The following is a 14042-nucleotide window of genomic DNA, read 5'->3' on the forward strand; positions in this document are numbered from 1 at the left end:
GCGTTGCTCCGTTATTTCAGCGCATCGCCGCGCGCGATGATCGCGAAGCGGTCGGATAGCTCGGCGAGTGCAACCTCGTGGATGGTTCGGGCGTCCAGCGTGCCGCCGCGGCCGTCGGGCAGGTCGCGCGTGGCGCAGGCATCGGCGTCAACAGTCGTGCGAAAGCCGAGGTCGAGCGCGGCACGGGCGGTGGAGCTGACGCACATATGCGTCATGAAGCCGGCCAGTACGATGTTCTTCCTGTCGGTTGCGGCAAGGCGCGCCTGCAGATCAGTGCCGGCAAACGCATTCGGCAACTCCTTCTCAATCACCAGCTCGCCGGCGCGGGGGCTCAGCTCGGCGACGATGGCGCCGCGGTCGGCACCGCGATCGAACAGGCTGCCGGACTTGCCGCGATGGGCGATATGGATGATCGCGGCTCCGCTCTCGCGTGCCCGTGCCAGGAGCGCAGCCGCCCGCGCGATCGCAGGTCCCGCGTCGGGCAGAGCGAGGGGACCTGCGAGATATTCGTTCTGGATATCGATCAGCACCAGCGCAGCGTCGCCAAGACGCGGCGGGTCGAGATCGGCACCGGCGAGCTGCAGCAGGGTCTTTGCGGTCGTCATGGTCTGGAAATCTCCGGGGCAAAAGGCTGCACAAACATAGCCCCAGGAATGCCTGCCGATATGCAGGGATATTGCAGCGGGTGGCTGCGATATTGCAGGCTGCTCCCGGCCGGTATAACCTGACGCAATGAACTGGGACGATCTGCGCATCATCGCCGCCGTCAGGGACGAGGGCACCTACGCGGGCGCCAGCGCGCGGCTGCGCATCGACGAGACCACGGTCGGGCGCAGGCTGTCGCGCATCGAGCGTGCGCTCGGTTTGCGTCTGTTCGAGGCCGCCGACGGCGTCCGCAGGCCGACGCGGAGTTGCGAGGCGGTGCTGGCGCATGTCGAGGCGATGGCCGCACATGCCGCCGAGATCGGTCGCGTTGGCGCGAGCCTGGCAGGTCCGGTGGGCCGCCTGCGCATCGCCTCCACCAACACGTTCGCCGAGGAGGTGCTGTCGCCGCGCGCGAGCGACTTCCTGCGCGCCAATCCCGGCCTGACGCTGCAATTCCTCACCTCGAGCGAGAACGTCAAGTTCTCGCGCTGGGAAGCCGATCTCGCCATCCGGCTGCGCAAACCCGACAAGGGTGACTTCGCGATCTCCAGGCTCGGCGAGATCCGCATTTATTATTTCGAGCCTGTTGCGACCGAGGGCGAGCCGGTGCTGTGCGCCTATCCGGACGAACTCGGTGCCATTCCCGAGATGCAATTCCTGCGCATGAAGCAAGCCCGTGCGCGCTGCGTCACCGACAACGTTCGCGTCATCCGTAACCTGATCCGCGCGCATCGGGCCGCCGGCGTGTTGCCGGAGTATGTTTGCGCGGACTTGCTCGGCGATCGCCGCCTGCGCGCCACGCTGCTGCCGAAACGGCGCGACGCCTGGCTGCTGGTGCAAAACCACCTCAAGCGCGATCCCGCGACGCGTGTGACGATCGACTGGGTGAGGGCGTGTTTTCAGGAAACGTCGCGCGGTTGACGTCACATCGCATTGTGATCATCGCGTCACAGTGCGGAGTGCGTGACGAAAAATCTTGGCTTTCCCCCTTGCAACCCGAACGTGCTTCGTCTATTAGCGCCCTCCTTCGCTAGGCCATGGGTTCGGGCTCTCTGAGATCCCGACTGGCGCGAGCCGCTCTGCGGTTTCGTGTTCCGCCGAATGAAGGGCAAACGCAGGACGTAGCTCATGGAGAGCGTCGGGCTGAACACCCGAAGGCATCGGTTCGATTCCGGTCTCTTGCACAAAGGATAGCTCAGTTTGGTAGAGCAGATGACTGTTACTCATCCTGTCGCGGGTTCGAATCCCGCTCCAGCGCTCCGTTTCAGCCTGAAAAGCTGATACCTCTGACGAGGACCGGACGCGCGCTTCAGTCGCAGTCCGGCCGTTTTGCCGAAAGGCTTTCCGTCCGAACCTAGACACTGTGAGACCGGCTTTGCGCCGCGGGTCGATACCGCTTGCGCTGATGCCGGGTGGCTCCGCATGACCGCTCGACACGCGTCGAGCGATCGCGCGCGTGCGCCCGTCATCGTGCAAGCTCAAGCCCCGGCCCGCCGCTTTCCCGGGAAGCGTCGTCCGCGTCCTCACGTCCTTTGCAAACGAAACCTGTTGTCCGGCATCCGGCCGGGCGCAAACGAAGGAGGCGTGCCATGACATCTAAAGAGACCTGGCATTTGCTGATGCTGAACGTGACGGTGAAGGATGGCGAGCGTGCGTTGCTCACGCGCAACGGACAGCTCGTGCGCGTGCTCGCGCCCGGCAAGCACCGGCTGTTCGATCCCCTGCACGAGCTGAAGGCCGAGGTGCTCGACGTGGTGCGCAGCGAATTCCCTGCGGATCGCTACGCGGTGCTGAAGGCCGCGCGGCCTGATCTGGCCGGTGAGCTGTTCGAGGCGATCGAGACCAAGGCGGACGAGATCGCCATCGTCAGCCTCGACGGCCGGCCCGTGCATCTGATGACGCCCTGGCAGGTGCGCGTCTACTGGAAGGTCGCGACCCGCATCGATGTCGAGCGCATCGATGTGTCCGCCGATCCCCGGGTTGGCGCGCGGCACCTGACCATGATCGAGCGCAACCGCTCGACCGTCGTGATGGAAGCGGTGGTCGAGAACCACGAGGCGGGCCTGCTCTATGTCGAGGGCCGGCTCGTGGAGCGGCTTGCGCCCGGCCGGCACGCCTTCTGGACCGTCGGCCGCAAGATCGAGGTGAAGCGCCTCGACCTGCGGCCCCAGGCGGTCGAGATCACCGCGCAGGAGATGCTGACCAAGGATCGCATCGCGCTGCGGGTGACGCTGACGGCGTTCCGCAGGATCGTCGATCCCGAGCGCACGGTTGCGACCGTGCCCGACGTGGATGCGTGGCTGTACCGCCTGGTGCAGTTCGCGATCCGCGAGGCGGTGGCGGGCCGGACGCTGGACGAGGTGCTGTCTGCGAAGGCGGCGCTGGATGCGGAGCTGCGCGACTATGTGCGTGCACGCGTCGCGGAGTCCGGCATGGAGGTGACCGAGCTCGGCGTCAAGGATGTGATCCTGCCCGGCGAGATCCGGGAGCTGGTGAACAAGGTGGTGGAGGCGGAGCGGGTCGCGAAGGCGAACCTGATCCGCCGGCAGGAGGAGACCGCGGCAACGCGTTCGCTCCTGAACACCGCCCGCCTGATGGAGGAGAACCCCCTGGTGCTGCGGCTCAAGGAGCTGGAGTCGCTGGAGCGGCTGGTCGAGAAGGTCGGCCGCATCGACCTCCATGCCGGCAACGGCGAGGGCCTCGATGCCCTCCTGACCCGGCTCGTGCGCCTGAAGGCGCCCGAGAGCGCGTGAAGCAGAAGGGCCGCCCATGGGCGGCCCTTCACATCTCCATTGTCGACGCTTGCGATGAACGCGTGCGCGCGCCCGTGCGACCAAAACCATGAGTGGGTATTGCACGCGCGCGAAGGTTGCGTAATCTCACGGTGACGACCACAATCTCGACCATGGCAAGCGAATGACCACTCTTCAGCAAACGATCCGCCCTACGGCCCGGCCGCGGGAATGGAAGGCGATCGTCGTCCTGATCCTGATGATCCCGGTGCTGTGGTCGCCGCCGTTCCTGTTTCGCTTCTTCCTGTATCAGCCGTTCAACATCCCGTCGGGTTCGATGGCACCGACGCTGATGGTCGGCGACTACGTCCTTGCCGCCAAATATGCTTATGGCTACGGCCGCTATTCCTTCCCTTTCGCGCCGTCCTGGATCTCGGGCCGTGTCTTTGCCGCCGAGCCCGAGCACGGTGACGTCGTCGTGTTTCGCGCGCCAAAGGACACCTCGGTCGACTACGTCAAGCGCGTGGTCGGGGTGCCCGGCGACCGCATCCAGATGCGGCAGGGACAGCTTGTCCTCAATGACAGACCGGTGACGCGCGTCGCGCTCGCAAACGGGCTCGCCGGCACCGCCTGCGGTCTGGATGGCAGCGTCAAGGTCAAGCGCTGGCGCGAGACGCTGCCCAATGGCAATTCCTACATCACCTACGACTGCGTCGAGAACGGCTACTACGACAACACCAATGTCTACACCGTGCCGCCCGGCCATTTCTTCGTGCTGGGCGACAACCGCGACAATTCGAGCGACAGCCGCGTGATGGCAACGATGGGTTTCATCCCGATGGACAACCTCGTCGGGCGGGTGACCCTGATATTCTGGTCGCTCGATGAAGACGGCGAGCCGCACATGGAGCGGCTGGGGAAGGTCTGGTGAGGGGCCCCGTCATTCCGGGCTCGCGCTCCGCGCGCCCCGGAATGACGGGGGGAGAGAGTTTGCCTAAAACAAAAACCCCGGCATCGCTGCCGGGGTTTCGTAGTTGTTGAGGTGGTTGGACCTTAGAAGTCCATGCCGCCCATGCCGCCGCCCGGGGGCATTGCCGGACCGGCGCCGCCCTTCTTGGGCAGCTCGGCGACCATGGCTTCCGTGGTGATCAGGAGCGCGGCAACCGAGGCTGCGTTCTGGATCGCGGTACGGACCACCTTGGTCGGGTCGATGATGCCCTTGGTGACCAGGTTGACGTACTCACCCGTCTGGGAGTCGAAGCCGTAAGCGTAGGTCTTGTTCTCCAGGATCTTGCCGACGATCACCGAACCGTCTTCACCGGCGTTGATCGCGATCTGGCGAGCGGGAGCCGACAGCGCCTTGCGCACGATCTCGACGCCGGTCTTCTGGTCGTCGTTCTTGGTGCGCAGACCCTTGAGCTGCTCGGAGGCACGGAGCAGAGCGACGCCGCCGCCCGGGACGATGCCTTCCTCGACCGCCGCGCGGGTCGCATGCATCGCGTCATCAACGCGATCCTTGCGCTCCTTCACCTCGACCTCGGTCGCGCCGCCGACGCGGATCACCGCGACGCCGCCTGCGAGCTTGGCGAGACGCTCCTGGAGCTTCTCACGGTCGTAGTCCGAGGTGGTCTCCTCGATCTGCGCCTTGATCTGGGCCACGCGCGCCTCGATGTCGGCCTTCTTGCCGGCGCCGTTGACGATCGTGGTGTTCTCCTTGTCGATCATCACCTTCTTGGCGCGACCGAGCATGTTGAGCGTGACGTTCTCGAGCTTGATGCCGAGATCTTCCGAGATCGCCTGGCCGCCGGTCAGGATCGCGATGTCCTGCAGCATGGCCTTGCGGCGATCGCCGAAGCCCGGAGCCTTGACGGCCGCGACCTTCAGACCACCGCGCAGACGGTTCACGACGAGGGTCGCAAGCGCTTCGCCTTCGACGTCCTCGGCGACGATGACCAGCGGCTTGCCGGTCTGCACCACGGCCTCGAGCAGCGGCAGCAGCTCGTTCAGCGAGGAGAGCTTCTTCTCGTTGATGAGGATGTAGGCGTCGTCCATCTCAACGCGCATCTTGTCGGCGTTGGTGACGAAGTAGGGCGAGATGTAGCCGCGGTCGAACTGCATGCCCTCGACGACGTCGAGCTCGGTCTCGAGCGACTTGGCTTCCTCGACGGTGATGACACCCTCGTTGCCGACCTTCTTCATGGCGTCGGAGAGGAACTTGCCGATTTCGGCATCGCCGTTGGCGGAGATGGTGCCGACCTGGGCGATCTCGTCGTTCGAGGTGACCTTCTTGGAGTTCTTGACGAGGTCGGCGACCACGGCTTCCACGGCCAGGTCGATACCACGCTTCAGGTCCATCGGGTTCATGCCGGCGGCAACCGACTTTGCGCCTTCACGAACGATCGCAGCCGCGAGCACGGTTGCGGTGGTGGTGCCGTCGCCGGCCGCGTCAGCCGACTTGGAGGCGACTTCGCGCACCATCTGTGCGCCCATGTTCTCGAACTTGTCGTCGAGCTCGATCTCCTTGGCGACGGTGACGCCGTCCTTGGTGATGCGGGGAGCGCCGAACGACTTGTCGAGGACGACGTTGCGGCCCTTGGGGCCGAGCGTCACCTTGACGGCGTTGGCGAGGATGTCGACGCCACGCAGCATCTTGTCGCGTGCATCGACGCCGAATTTGACTTCTTTAGCTGACATCTGGATTTTTCCTTAGGTGTTTAGCTGGTGGGGAGAGGGGGCTCTTAGGCCGCCTTCTTCTTGGAAGCGGGGACGTCGAGGACGCCCATGATGTCGCTTTCCTTCATGATCAGCAGGTCGACGTTGTCGATCTTGACCTCGGTGCCGGACCACTTGCCGAACAGCACGCGGTCGCCGACCTTCAGGTCGATCGGGATCAGCTTGCCAGCTTCGTCGCGGCCACCGGGGCCGACGGCGACGACTTCGCCCTGCGAGGGCTTTTCCTTGGCAGTGTCGGGAATGATGATGCCGCCGGCGGTCTTCTCTTCTGCGTCGATACGCTTGACCACGACGCGGTCGTGAAGCGGACGGAATTTCATGCAGTCCTCCTAAGTAGTTGCACGGTATGGGAATTTTTTGGCGTTAGCAGTCTGTGCCAGCGAGTGCTAGCACAGGCGAGGCTGAAATAGGACAGGAATTTTGCGGGGGCAAGGGCTTCTAGCAGAAAAATCGGCACTCTGAAGGCCCGGGTGCCAGAATCTCTTTACCATCGTTAACCCGCCCGGTGACCGTATTAGCACGGAGCCGCCTCTGCTGCTAAAGCATTGAATTTCAACAGCTTGTTAAACTTTTAGGCTTGAGATGGATTGTCAGTTTGCGTCACATTTCTCTCATGTGAGCGCATCAGTACCGGGTGGCTCGTAAGGCGCACACCGACCAAGCCGCCCCTTGAATGCGCTCCTGCAAAGGAGGTTGGCATGGGCTTGCGGAGTGGGGGCGTTTCCGAAGATTTCCGGAAACAGCTTTTGGGTTACGGGCTGACGACGGCGCAAATTCTCTATCGGATGCCCGATCATCCCTCGCTTCTCCAGACCTACGTCTGGCAGAACTACGACATGTTTCCGAAATTTCCGGCGCTGAAGGATTTCCTGGCGTTCTGGCAGGAGAAGCTCGACGGTCCGCTCCATTCGGTGACCGTCGCGCATTCCAAGCTGATCAAGCCGGCCGAGCTGCGCGCCGTGGATGGCGTGTTCCGGCTGCATTGAACAGCGCGCCGGCATCGTAGGGTGGGCAAAGGCGCGCTCGCGCCGTGCCCACCATCTCTCCACGATTGCATCTGGCAATGGTGGGCACGCTTTCGCTTTGCCCACCCTACGATATCTCGTTCTGTGCTAGCCTCCGCCTATAACAACAGGGAGGCGGCCCATGGCCAAGAAAACAAAATCGCGCAGTGCAGCCCAGGCCGCGGTGAAGAAGCAGAGCGGAGCCAAGGCCGTGGCACGATCCTCGGCGCGCAAGGCGGTGAAGGCAAAGGCGCGCACGACACCGGCGAAGGCCGCTCCGAAAAAGCCCGCCCGTCCCAAGCAGCGCATCGCCATCAGCCATCACCGCGAGGAAGACTTCAAGGCCGACGGCCTGCGCGTCTACGCTAAGTATCGCGACCTCGGCATCGCCGAAGCCAGCCACGGCCTCGCGCAAGCCCACGTGATCCGCCTGCAAGGACCCTGCGATCCGAACGAGGTGTCGAAGCTGCACTTCCACGACGTCGAATTCCAGATGGTCTACGTGCTCAAGGGCTGGGTGAAGACCTACATGGACGGCCAGGGCGAGACCTTGATGAAGGAAGGCAGCGCCTGGACCCAGCCGCCGAAAATCAAGCACATGATCCTGGATTATTCGGATGACGTGGAGCTGCTGGAGGTGATCCTGCCGGCGGAGTTCAGGACGGTGGAGTTGAAGGCCTAGACGCAGTCGGGAAGGGCGCGCACGTCTCTCCGCTCGTCATTGCGAGGAGCCCTTGCGACGAAGCAATCCAGACTATCTCCGCGGAAAGATTCTGGATTGCTTCGCTTCGCTCGCAATGACGGGTGGAGAGAGCCTAACTCAACACCCCCACCACCGCGCCCATCAAACACGTCGTCAGCGTCCCCGACACGATCGATTTCAGCCCGAGCGCGTTGATCTCCTCGCGCCGCTCCGGCGCCATCACCCCTAAGCCGCCGATCATGATGCCGAGGCTGGCGAAATTGGCGAAGCCGCACATTGCGTAGAGCATGATCAAGCGCGAGCGCGGATCGAGCGTATCGGGCGGCAGTTTTGAGAAGTCGACATAGGCGATCAGCTCGTTGAGCACGGTCTTGGTGCCCATCAGGCTGCCGGCGGTCACCGCCTGGTCCCAGGGCAATCCCATCAGCCAGCACACCGGCGCCATCACGAGGCCCAGCAGCCGCTGCAACGAGATCGCGGCGCCGCCGATATTAGGCAGCAGGCCGAGGACGGCATTGACGAGATAGACCAGCGCCACCAGCACCAGCAGCATGGCGACGATGTTGATCAGCAGTTCGATCCCCGCGCTCGTCCCCTTCACGATCGCATCCATCGGGCCGGAGACATCCATCTCGGGATCCTCCAGCGCGCCGCCGGTGCGCTTGTCTGACGTCTCCGGCACCATGATCAGGCTGACGAGGATCGCGGCGGGTGCACCCAGCACGGAGGCGATGACGAAATGCGCGGCGGCATCGGGAATGAGCGGCGCCAGCAGCGTCGCATAGAGCACCAGCACAGTGCCGGCGATGCCGGCCATGCCGCCGGTCATCACCAGGAACAATTCGCTGCGCGTCATCTGCGCCAGATACGGCCGCACGAACAGCGGTGCCTCGACCATGCCGAGGAAGATGTTGGCCGCGGTCGAGAGCCCGACCGCGCCGCCGACGCCCAGCGTCCGCTCCAGCAGCCAGGCCATGCCGCGCACGATTGGCGGCAGCACGCGCCAATAGAACAACAGCGTCGTCAGCACGCTCATGACCAGCACGATCGGCAGCGCCTGGAACGCCAGGATGAAATCGGCGCCCGGCACCTTCAGATCGAAGGGCAGGGGACCGCCCCCGACATAGCCGAACACGAAGGAGGAGCCGGCGCGCGAGGCCGCCGAGATCGCTCCGACCGCGTCGTTGATCGCCCCAAAAGCCCGTGCGACGACGGGCACTTTCAGGAGGACGGCGGCGGTGACGAAGGTCGCGACGAGGCCAATCGCCGCCTGCCGCAGCGATACGGCGCGCCGATTCTCTGCCAACGCGAAAGCGATCAACAGCAATGCGAAAATGCCGAGTGCCGATTGCAAGCGCAGCATGGTGTCCCCAAACCCCCAATGATTATGGCCGCGCCCGCGTTGCAAACGCAATGCCGGGAGGTTGACCTGAGCCTCCCGCTGTTGACAAGCAGGTGCGCCTCAGTCACGCGGGGGCACGTCGACATCAGGGGGCGGACGGTCCAGCGTGACCCAAGAGGCGATGCCAGAGCAGCCAATATCAGCCAGTCCGCCGGTCAGTGCCCGCGCGCTCCTTGCCCACCGCGCCTTCCTGTTCTTCCTGCTCTCGCGCAGCCTGTCGCGCTTTTCCAGCCAGATCGCGGCGGTCGCGATCGGCTGGCAGATCTATGATCTCACCGGCTCGGCCTTCGATCTCGGCATGGTCGGCCTCGTGCAATTCCTGCCCACCGCGCTTCTGGTGTTCGTCGCCGGCCACGCCGCCGACCGTTTCGAGCGCAAGCGCGTGGTCCAGCTCTGCCAGCTCGTGGAAGCCGCGACCGCGCTCTATCTCGCAATCATCACCTATCTCGGCCTGGTCAGCGAGGTGCAGATATTCATCGCGACCTTCGTGCTCGGCATTGCCGGCGCCTTCGAGAGCCCGACCACCGCTGCGCTGCTGCCGCTGATCGCGCCGCAGGGATCGCTCCAGCGCGCAACAGCAGTCGCGAGCGGCGCGGGGCAGGTCGCAACCATCACCGGGCCGGCGCTCGGCGGCTTTGCCTATGCGGTCGCGCCGCATCTTGCCTATGCCGTGATGCTGCTGTTCTGGATTCTCGGGATGATTTTGACCGGCTTCATCCGGCCGCGCCCGCAGGCGGTCTCCAAGGAGGGGACGGACGCCGACAACATCTTCGCCGGCGTCCGTTTCATCCGCAGCAACCCGGCGATCCTCGGCACCATCTCGCTCGATCTGTTTGCCGTGCTGTTCGGCGGCGTCACCGCGCTGTTGCCGATCTATGCCCGCGACATCCTCCAGACCGGCCCGATGGGGCTCGGGATCTTGCGCGCCGCGCCCGCGATCGGTGCGCTGCTGATGACCATGGTGCTGGCGCGTCACGCCATCTCGCGGCATGTAGGCCTGCGCATGTTCCAGGCCGTGATCGTGTTCGGCGTCGCCACGGTCGTGTTCGCGCTGTCGTCGTGGATGTGGCTGTCGGTGTTATCGCTCGCGGTTCTCGGCGCAGCCGACACGATCAGCGTCGTGATCCGCTTCTCGCTGGTACAGCTCTCAACCCCCGACGAGATGCGTGGCCGGGTCGGCGCGGTGAACTTCCTCTTCATCAACGCCTCCAACCAGCTCGGCCAGTTCGAGAGCGGCGTCGCAGCCGCGCTGCTCGGCGCCATGCCTGCGGCCGTGCTCGGCGGCGTCTGCACCGTCGCGGTCGCGCTGCTGTGGATGAAGCTGTTTCCGGCGCTACGGCAGGTGGAGAGCTTGGAGTAGGGGCTCCTGGCTGCGGCGAGATCGTTTCCGGATTGCTAACGCCGCTACCTGCTTTTTCTGCCGTCATTGACTGCGGGTTAAACGCGCAACGCTACCATACCGGCATGATCCGCATCGGGCAGCGCCAGTTCGAAGTACCGCTTTGGTTGTGGGTGGCCGTGCCGCTCGTATCGGCCATCTACGCGGTTTCCGGCGCGAACGTCCTGCTGCCCCGCTTCGGCGTTCCGGACGAGACCTTTTTCCTGATCGTGCGGCGCTGCGCGACAGCAGCGCTGACTGGCTTTCTCATCGCCGACCTTGCCCACCGGACGCGTGTTTCGTGGTACGACCTGATCATACTGGGTTTGGCGAGCTTTGCAGCATCGTCGCTGTCGATCGACTTGCTCACGACAGTGGTGCGTGAGACGCCGAGCGCCATCGCCGGCCTTGTGATCAGCATTGCGGGCTCGGTCGAGCCGGGAAGTGTCGGGGCGTTCCTGCTCAAGGCTGTCCGCATCGTCGTGCCGCTTTTCTGCGGCCTGATCCTGGCGTTAGTGCTCACCATCGCGAGCCGCTATCTGCTCGGTTTGCCCCTGCGGGCCTCGGATTCCAAGCGTGAGTTTCGGGCAAACCTGGGTGGCGCGTATGTCTGGTTGGCAATCGGGATCGTCGGCTATGAAGCAATTCGGTCAGCTTGGATGCTAGGGCCCGGGCCGCGCTGGCTACCGTTCACCGCGGCAAGCCTTGGTGTGCTCGGGGCTCTCGCCGTGCAGCTACGGCTTGCTCATCGCGCGCGTCGCGAAGAACGCAATCCTCGTCATAGTCTGAAAGTTGGGGCGCTCGCGGCGGCCTGTGCTTTTGCGTGGTTCTACAGCCCCGACATATTCGGCCAGACGGGCTTCCGGGTCATGAACAACCACGTTCGTCCGGCGCTGCGCGCGCTGTACGTCCTGCCGACTCCCGTCATTGCCGTTGCCGGCTATCGCGTCGACGTTCCCTACCACGACGTCAAAGTCTTCATAGGTCCTGCGATGCCCGACGGCGCGACGTCGTTTGTCGTGGTGCCCCTGCCTGACGAGTACGGGCTGAGCTCGATCAGTCGCAATCCGCAGGTTCACATCGCGCGGCGCGATGTCACACTGCGGGGGATGACCAGGTTCTTCTGGTTCGACTCTCGAAAGGAGCTCGGGGAAATGCAGGCCGCGCGACGTGGCGAGGACGCCGCCGTACGAGTTCCGCTCGGCGTGATAGCTGGCCTGGCGTTTCGCAGCGACGACTATCCGCTGGTGGATGTCCGGCTCATTGGATTTGATGCCGCCGTCTCTACGGAAATAGCGGAGCAGGCGTTGCGCCGGTTCCTGCGCGAACGCCTGCAGCGCGTGAGCAGCTAACCCCGTCCGACAAATGGCATCTTGGTCGCCATCACCGTCATGGTCAGCACGTTGGCATCGAGCGGCAGGCCGGCCATGTAGGCGACGGCGTCGCCGACCGCCTTGGCGTCCATGCGCGGCTCGTGCTTGGTGGTGCCGTCGGGCTGCAGCACGCCGGGGCCGTTGACCATGCGATCGGTCATGGGCGTCGCGGCATTGCCGATGTCGACCTGGCCGACCGCGATGTCGTACATGCGGCCGTCGAGGTTGGAGGCCTTGGTGAGGCCCGTGATGGCGTGCTTGGTCGAGGTGTAAGCCGCCGAGAACGGCCGCGGCGCGTGCGCCGAGATCGAGCCGTTGTTGATGATGCGGCCGCCGCGCGGGCTCTGGTCCTTCATGATGCGGAAGGCGTGCTGGGTGCACAGGAACGGGCCGGTGAGGTTGGTGTTCACCACCGCCTGCCACTGCTCGAGGCTGAGATCCTCGAAGTTCACCGCCGGCGCGCCCATGCCGGCATTGTTGAACAGCACGTCGAGCCGGCCGTAGGTCGCCTTCACCTTGTCGAACAGCGCGGCAATGGAGTCCGGCTTGGTCATGTCGGCGGTGACGCACAGGCTCTTGCCCGCGGGGCCGAGCTTCGCGGTCTCCTCGAGCATGTCGAGCCGGCGTCCGACCAGCACCACGGTGAAGCCGATGTTCATCAACGCCAGCGACGCCGCGCGCCCGACACCAGTGCCCGCGCCCGTCACCACTGCGATCTTGTTTGCTTCACTCATCGTTTCCTGCCTTTTCTCTCTTCAAGTTGGCTGTCAGGTTTTTGGTTCTTTTTCGTTCTTGTAGGGCGGCCGCGGAATGTTCTGATGCGCCGCGCGCAAGGCCGCCGACCAGCGCGAGCGCAGGTCGTGGAAATAGGGCTCGCCCGCCTCGATGCGGTGGTTGAGATCGGCATCGCAGGCATCGCTACGCACCACTAGCACGTCGATCGGCAGGCCGACGCCGAGATTGGAGCGCATGGTCGAGTCCATCGAGATCAGGCCGGTCTTCAGCGCCTCGTAGAGCTCGACGTCGTAATGCATGGCGCGGTCGAGCACCGGCTTGCCGTATTTGTGCTCGCCGATCTGCAGGTAGGGCGTGTCCGTGGTGCACTCGATGAAATTGCCGGCGGTGTAGACCATGAACAGGCGCATGCGCGCGCCCTTGATCTGGCCGCCGAACAGGAAGGAGACGTCGAAGGAGACGTCTTCGGATCTCAGCGCGGGTCCTTCGGTCGCGTGCACCGCCCGGATCGCCCGGCCGATGCGCTGGGCGGCCTGGAACATGGTCGGCGCGTTCATCAGCGTCTCGATCTCGCCCGTGGTGGGGTCCTCCAGGCCTTCGGTCAGTGTCGACAGCACCGACTGGCTGATGGCGAGGTTACCGGCGCTGGCGATCGCCATGATGCGGTCGCCGGGTTTGGAGAAGATGTGGAGCTTGCGGAAGGTCGAGACATTGTCGAGCCCGGCATTGGTTCGGGTGTCGGCGATCATCACCAGACCGTCCCGAACCAGGATTCCGCAACAATAGGTCATTTCCCGTCCCCGAACGCGTTTGCGCGGAATTACTAGCCAATTTCGGGGAGGCATGAAACCCCCGATTCCCCGGGGGAGGTCGTCATTCTCCGGCGAAACGGATGTCTCTGCCGCTCATTCAGCGGCATCGACGAGAAACGCCTCGTCGACGGGGACGCCGAGCGCCGTGACCAGCCGGTTGGTCTCCGCGGCCATGCCGACGATGGCGAGCATCTCGCCATATTCGGCCTCGGTCATGCCCTTGGCCCGTGCGCCCGCGGTGTGCGAATGGATGCAGTAGCTGCAGCCATGCGCGATCGAGACCGCGACATAGAGCATTTCCTTGATCTTGGGATCGAGCGCGCCGGGTGCCATCACCTCCTTGATGCTCTCCCAGGTCCGCCGCAGCGTCTTCGGATCATGCGCCAGCGCGCGCCAGAAATTGTTGACGAAGTCCGACTTCCGCACCTTGCGTATATCGTCGAAAACGGCGCGCGCCTCGGCGGAGAGTTCGTCGTCCGAAAGCAGCTTTACGGTCGCCATGGGGTACCTCGCGGGGTCAGGTCT

Annotated in this window: 14 protein-coding genes and 2 tRNA genes; 9 read left to right on the forward strand and 7 right to left on the reverse strand. The window is 64.4% G+C overall.

The features are described from left to right. Positions 1–11: 11 nt before the first annotated feature. A complete protein-coding gene (locus AB7Z56_RS16015; RefSeq protein WP_354124479.1) occupies positions 12–605 on the reverse strand; it encodes a cysteine hydrolase family protein in 594 nt (197 codons plus the stop codon). Positions 606–732: 127 nt separating this feature from the next. On the opposite strand from AB7Z56_RS16015, the gene AB7Z56_RS16020 reads away from it, so the two are divergent. The 5 genes from AB7Z56_RS16020 (at position 733) to lepB (ending at position 4308) form a co-directional block, all read left to right on the forward strand. Continuing rightward, complete coding sequence (locus AB7Z56_RS16020; protein ID WP_071912531.1) at positions 733–1566, forward strand: LysR family transcriptional regulator; 834 nt, start codon at positions 733–735, stop codon at positions 1564–1566. 193 nt (positions 1567–1759) lie between these two features. Then, a tRNA-Phe gene (locus tag AB7Z56_RS16025) sits at positions 1760–1829 on the forward strand. 4 nt (positions 1830–1833) lie between these two features. Beyond that, positions 1834–1899, forward strand: a tRNA-Asn gene (locus tag AB7Z56_RS16030). 335 nt (positions 1900–2234) lie between these two features. Next, positions 2235–3398, forward strand: a complete 1164-nt coding sequence (locus tag AB7Z56_RS16035; RefSeq protein ID WP_354124478.1) for a slipin family protein — start codon at positions 2235–2237, stop codon at positions 3396–3398. 163 nt (positions 3399–3561) lie between these two features. After that, a complete protein-coding gene (gene lepB / locus AB7Z56_RS16040) occupies positions 3562–4308 on the forward strand; it encodes a signal peptidase I (protein ID WP_354124477.1) in 747 nt (248 codons plus the stop codon). 122 nt (positions 4309–4430) lie between these two features. On the opposite strand, the gene groL is transcribed toward lepB, so the two are convergent. Together groL and AB7Z56_RS16050 are read right to left on the reverse strand one after the other, a co-directional pair. Continuing rightward, entirely contained in the window at positions 4431–6071 is a 1641-nt protein-coding gene (gene groL / locus AB7Z56_RS16045) for a chaperonin GroEL (protein WP_071912538.1), read from the reverse strand. A gap of 44 nt (positions 6072–6115) precedes the next feature. Further along, positions 6116–6430 carry a co-chaperone GroES gene (locus AB7Z56_RS16050; RefSeq protein ID WP_008139213.1) on the reverse strand — a complete coding sequence of 105 codons (315 nt, stop codon included), beginning with the start codon at positions 6428–6430 and terminating at the stop codon, positions 6116–6118. A gap of 378 nt (positions 6431–6808) precedes the next feature. Here AB7Z56_RS16050 and AB7Z56_RS16055 point away from each other — a divergent pair, with 378 nt between their 5' ends. Then, a complete protein-coding gene (locus AB7Z56_RS16055) occupies positions 6809–7096 on the forward strand; it encodes an usg protein (RefSeq protein WP_014494242.1) in 288 nt (95 codons plus the stop codon). A gap of 160 nt (positions 7097–7256) precedes the next feature. Then, positions 7257–7796, forward strand: a complete 540-nt coding sequence (locus AB7Z56_RS16060) for a cupin domain-containing protein (protein WP_354124476.1) — start codon at positions 7257–7259, stop codon at positions 7794–7796. Positions 7797–7929: 133 nt separating this feature from the next. Here the strand turns inward: AB7Z56_RS16060 and AB7Z56_RS16065 are convergent, their stop codons facing one another. Continuing rightward, positions 7930–9180: a NupC/NupG family nucleoside CNT transporter gene (locus tag AB7Z56_RS16065; RefSeq protein ID WP_354124475.1), complete on the reverse strand. Its 1251-nt coding sequence runs from the start codon at positions 9178–9180 to the stop codon at positions 7930–7932. 160 nt (positions 9181–9340) lie between these two features. Here AB7Z56_RS16065 and AB7Z56_RS16070 point away from each other — a divergent pair, with 160 nt between their 5' ends. Then, positions 9341–10579 carry an MFS transporter gene (locus AB7Z56_RS16070; protein ID WP_354124474.1) on the forward strand — a complete coding sequence of 413 codons (1239 nt, stop codon included), beginning with the start codon at positions 9341–9343 and terminating at the stop codon, positions 10577–10579. A gap of 104 nt (positions 10580–10683) precedes the next feature. Then, complete coding sequence (locus AB7Z56_RS16075; RefSeq protein WP_441256357.1) at positions 10684–11949, forward strand: hypothetical protein; 1266 nt, start codon at positions 10684–10686, stop codon at positions 11947–11949. On the opposite strand, the gene AB7Z56_RS16080 is transcribed toward AB7Z56_RS16075, so the two are convergent. The 3 genes from AB7Z56_RS16080 to AB7Z56_RS16090 form a co-directional block, all read right to left on the reverse strand. After that, positions 11946–12704 (reverse strand): SDR family oxidoreductase, encoded by a 759-nt coding sequence (locus AB7Z56_RS16080; protein ID WP_028150002.1) that lies wholly within the window; start codon positions 12702–12704, stop codon positions 11946–11948. The two genes, AB7Z56_RS16075 and AB7Z56_RS16080, sit on opposite strands and share 4 nt — an antisense overlap. 33 nt (positions 12705–12737) lie before the next feature. Continuing rightward, entirely contained in the window at positions 12738–13496 is a 759-nt protein-coding gene (locus AB7Z56_RS16085) for a proteasome-type protease (RefSeq protein ID WP_247309476.1), read from the reverse strand. 114 nt (positions 13497–13610) lie between these two features. Beyond that, positions 13611–14018 carry a carboxymuconolactone decarboxylase family protein gene (locus tag AB7Z56_RS16090; protein ID WP_283016952.1) on the reverse strand — a complete coding sequence of 136 codons (408 nt, stop codon included), beginning with the start codon at positions 14016–14018 and terminating at the stop codon, positions 13611–13613. Between the last annotated feature and the right edge of the window lie 24 nt (positions 14019–14042).

The sequence above is a fragment of the Bradyrhizobium sp. 482_C4_N1_8 genome, assembly GCF_052075965.1.
GTDB classification, from domain to species: domain Bacteria; phylum Pseudomonadota; class Alphaproteobacteria; order Rhizobiales; family Xanthobacteraceae; genus Bradyrhizobium; species Bradyrhizobium barranii.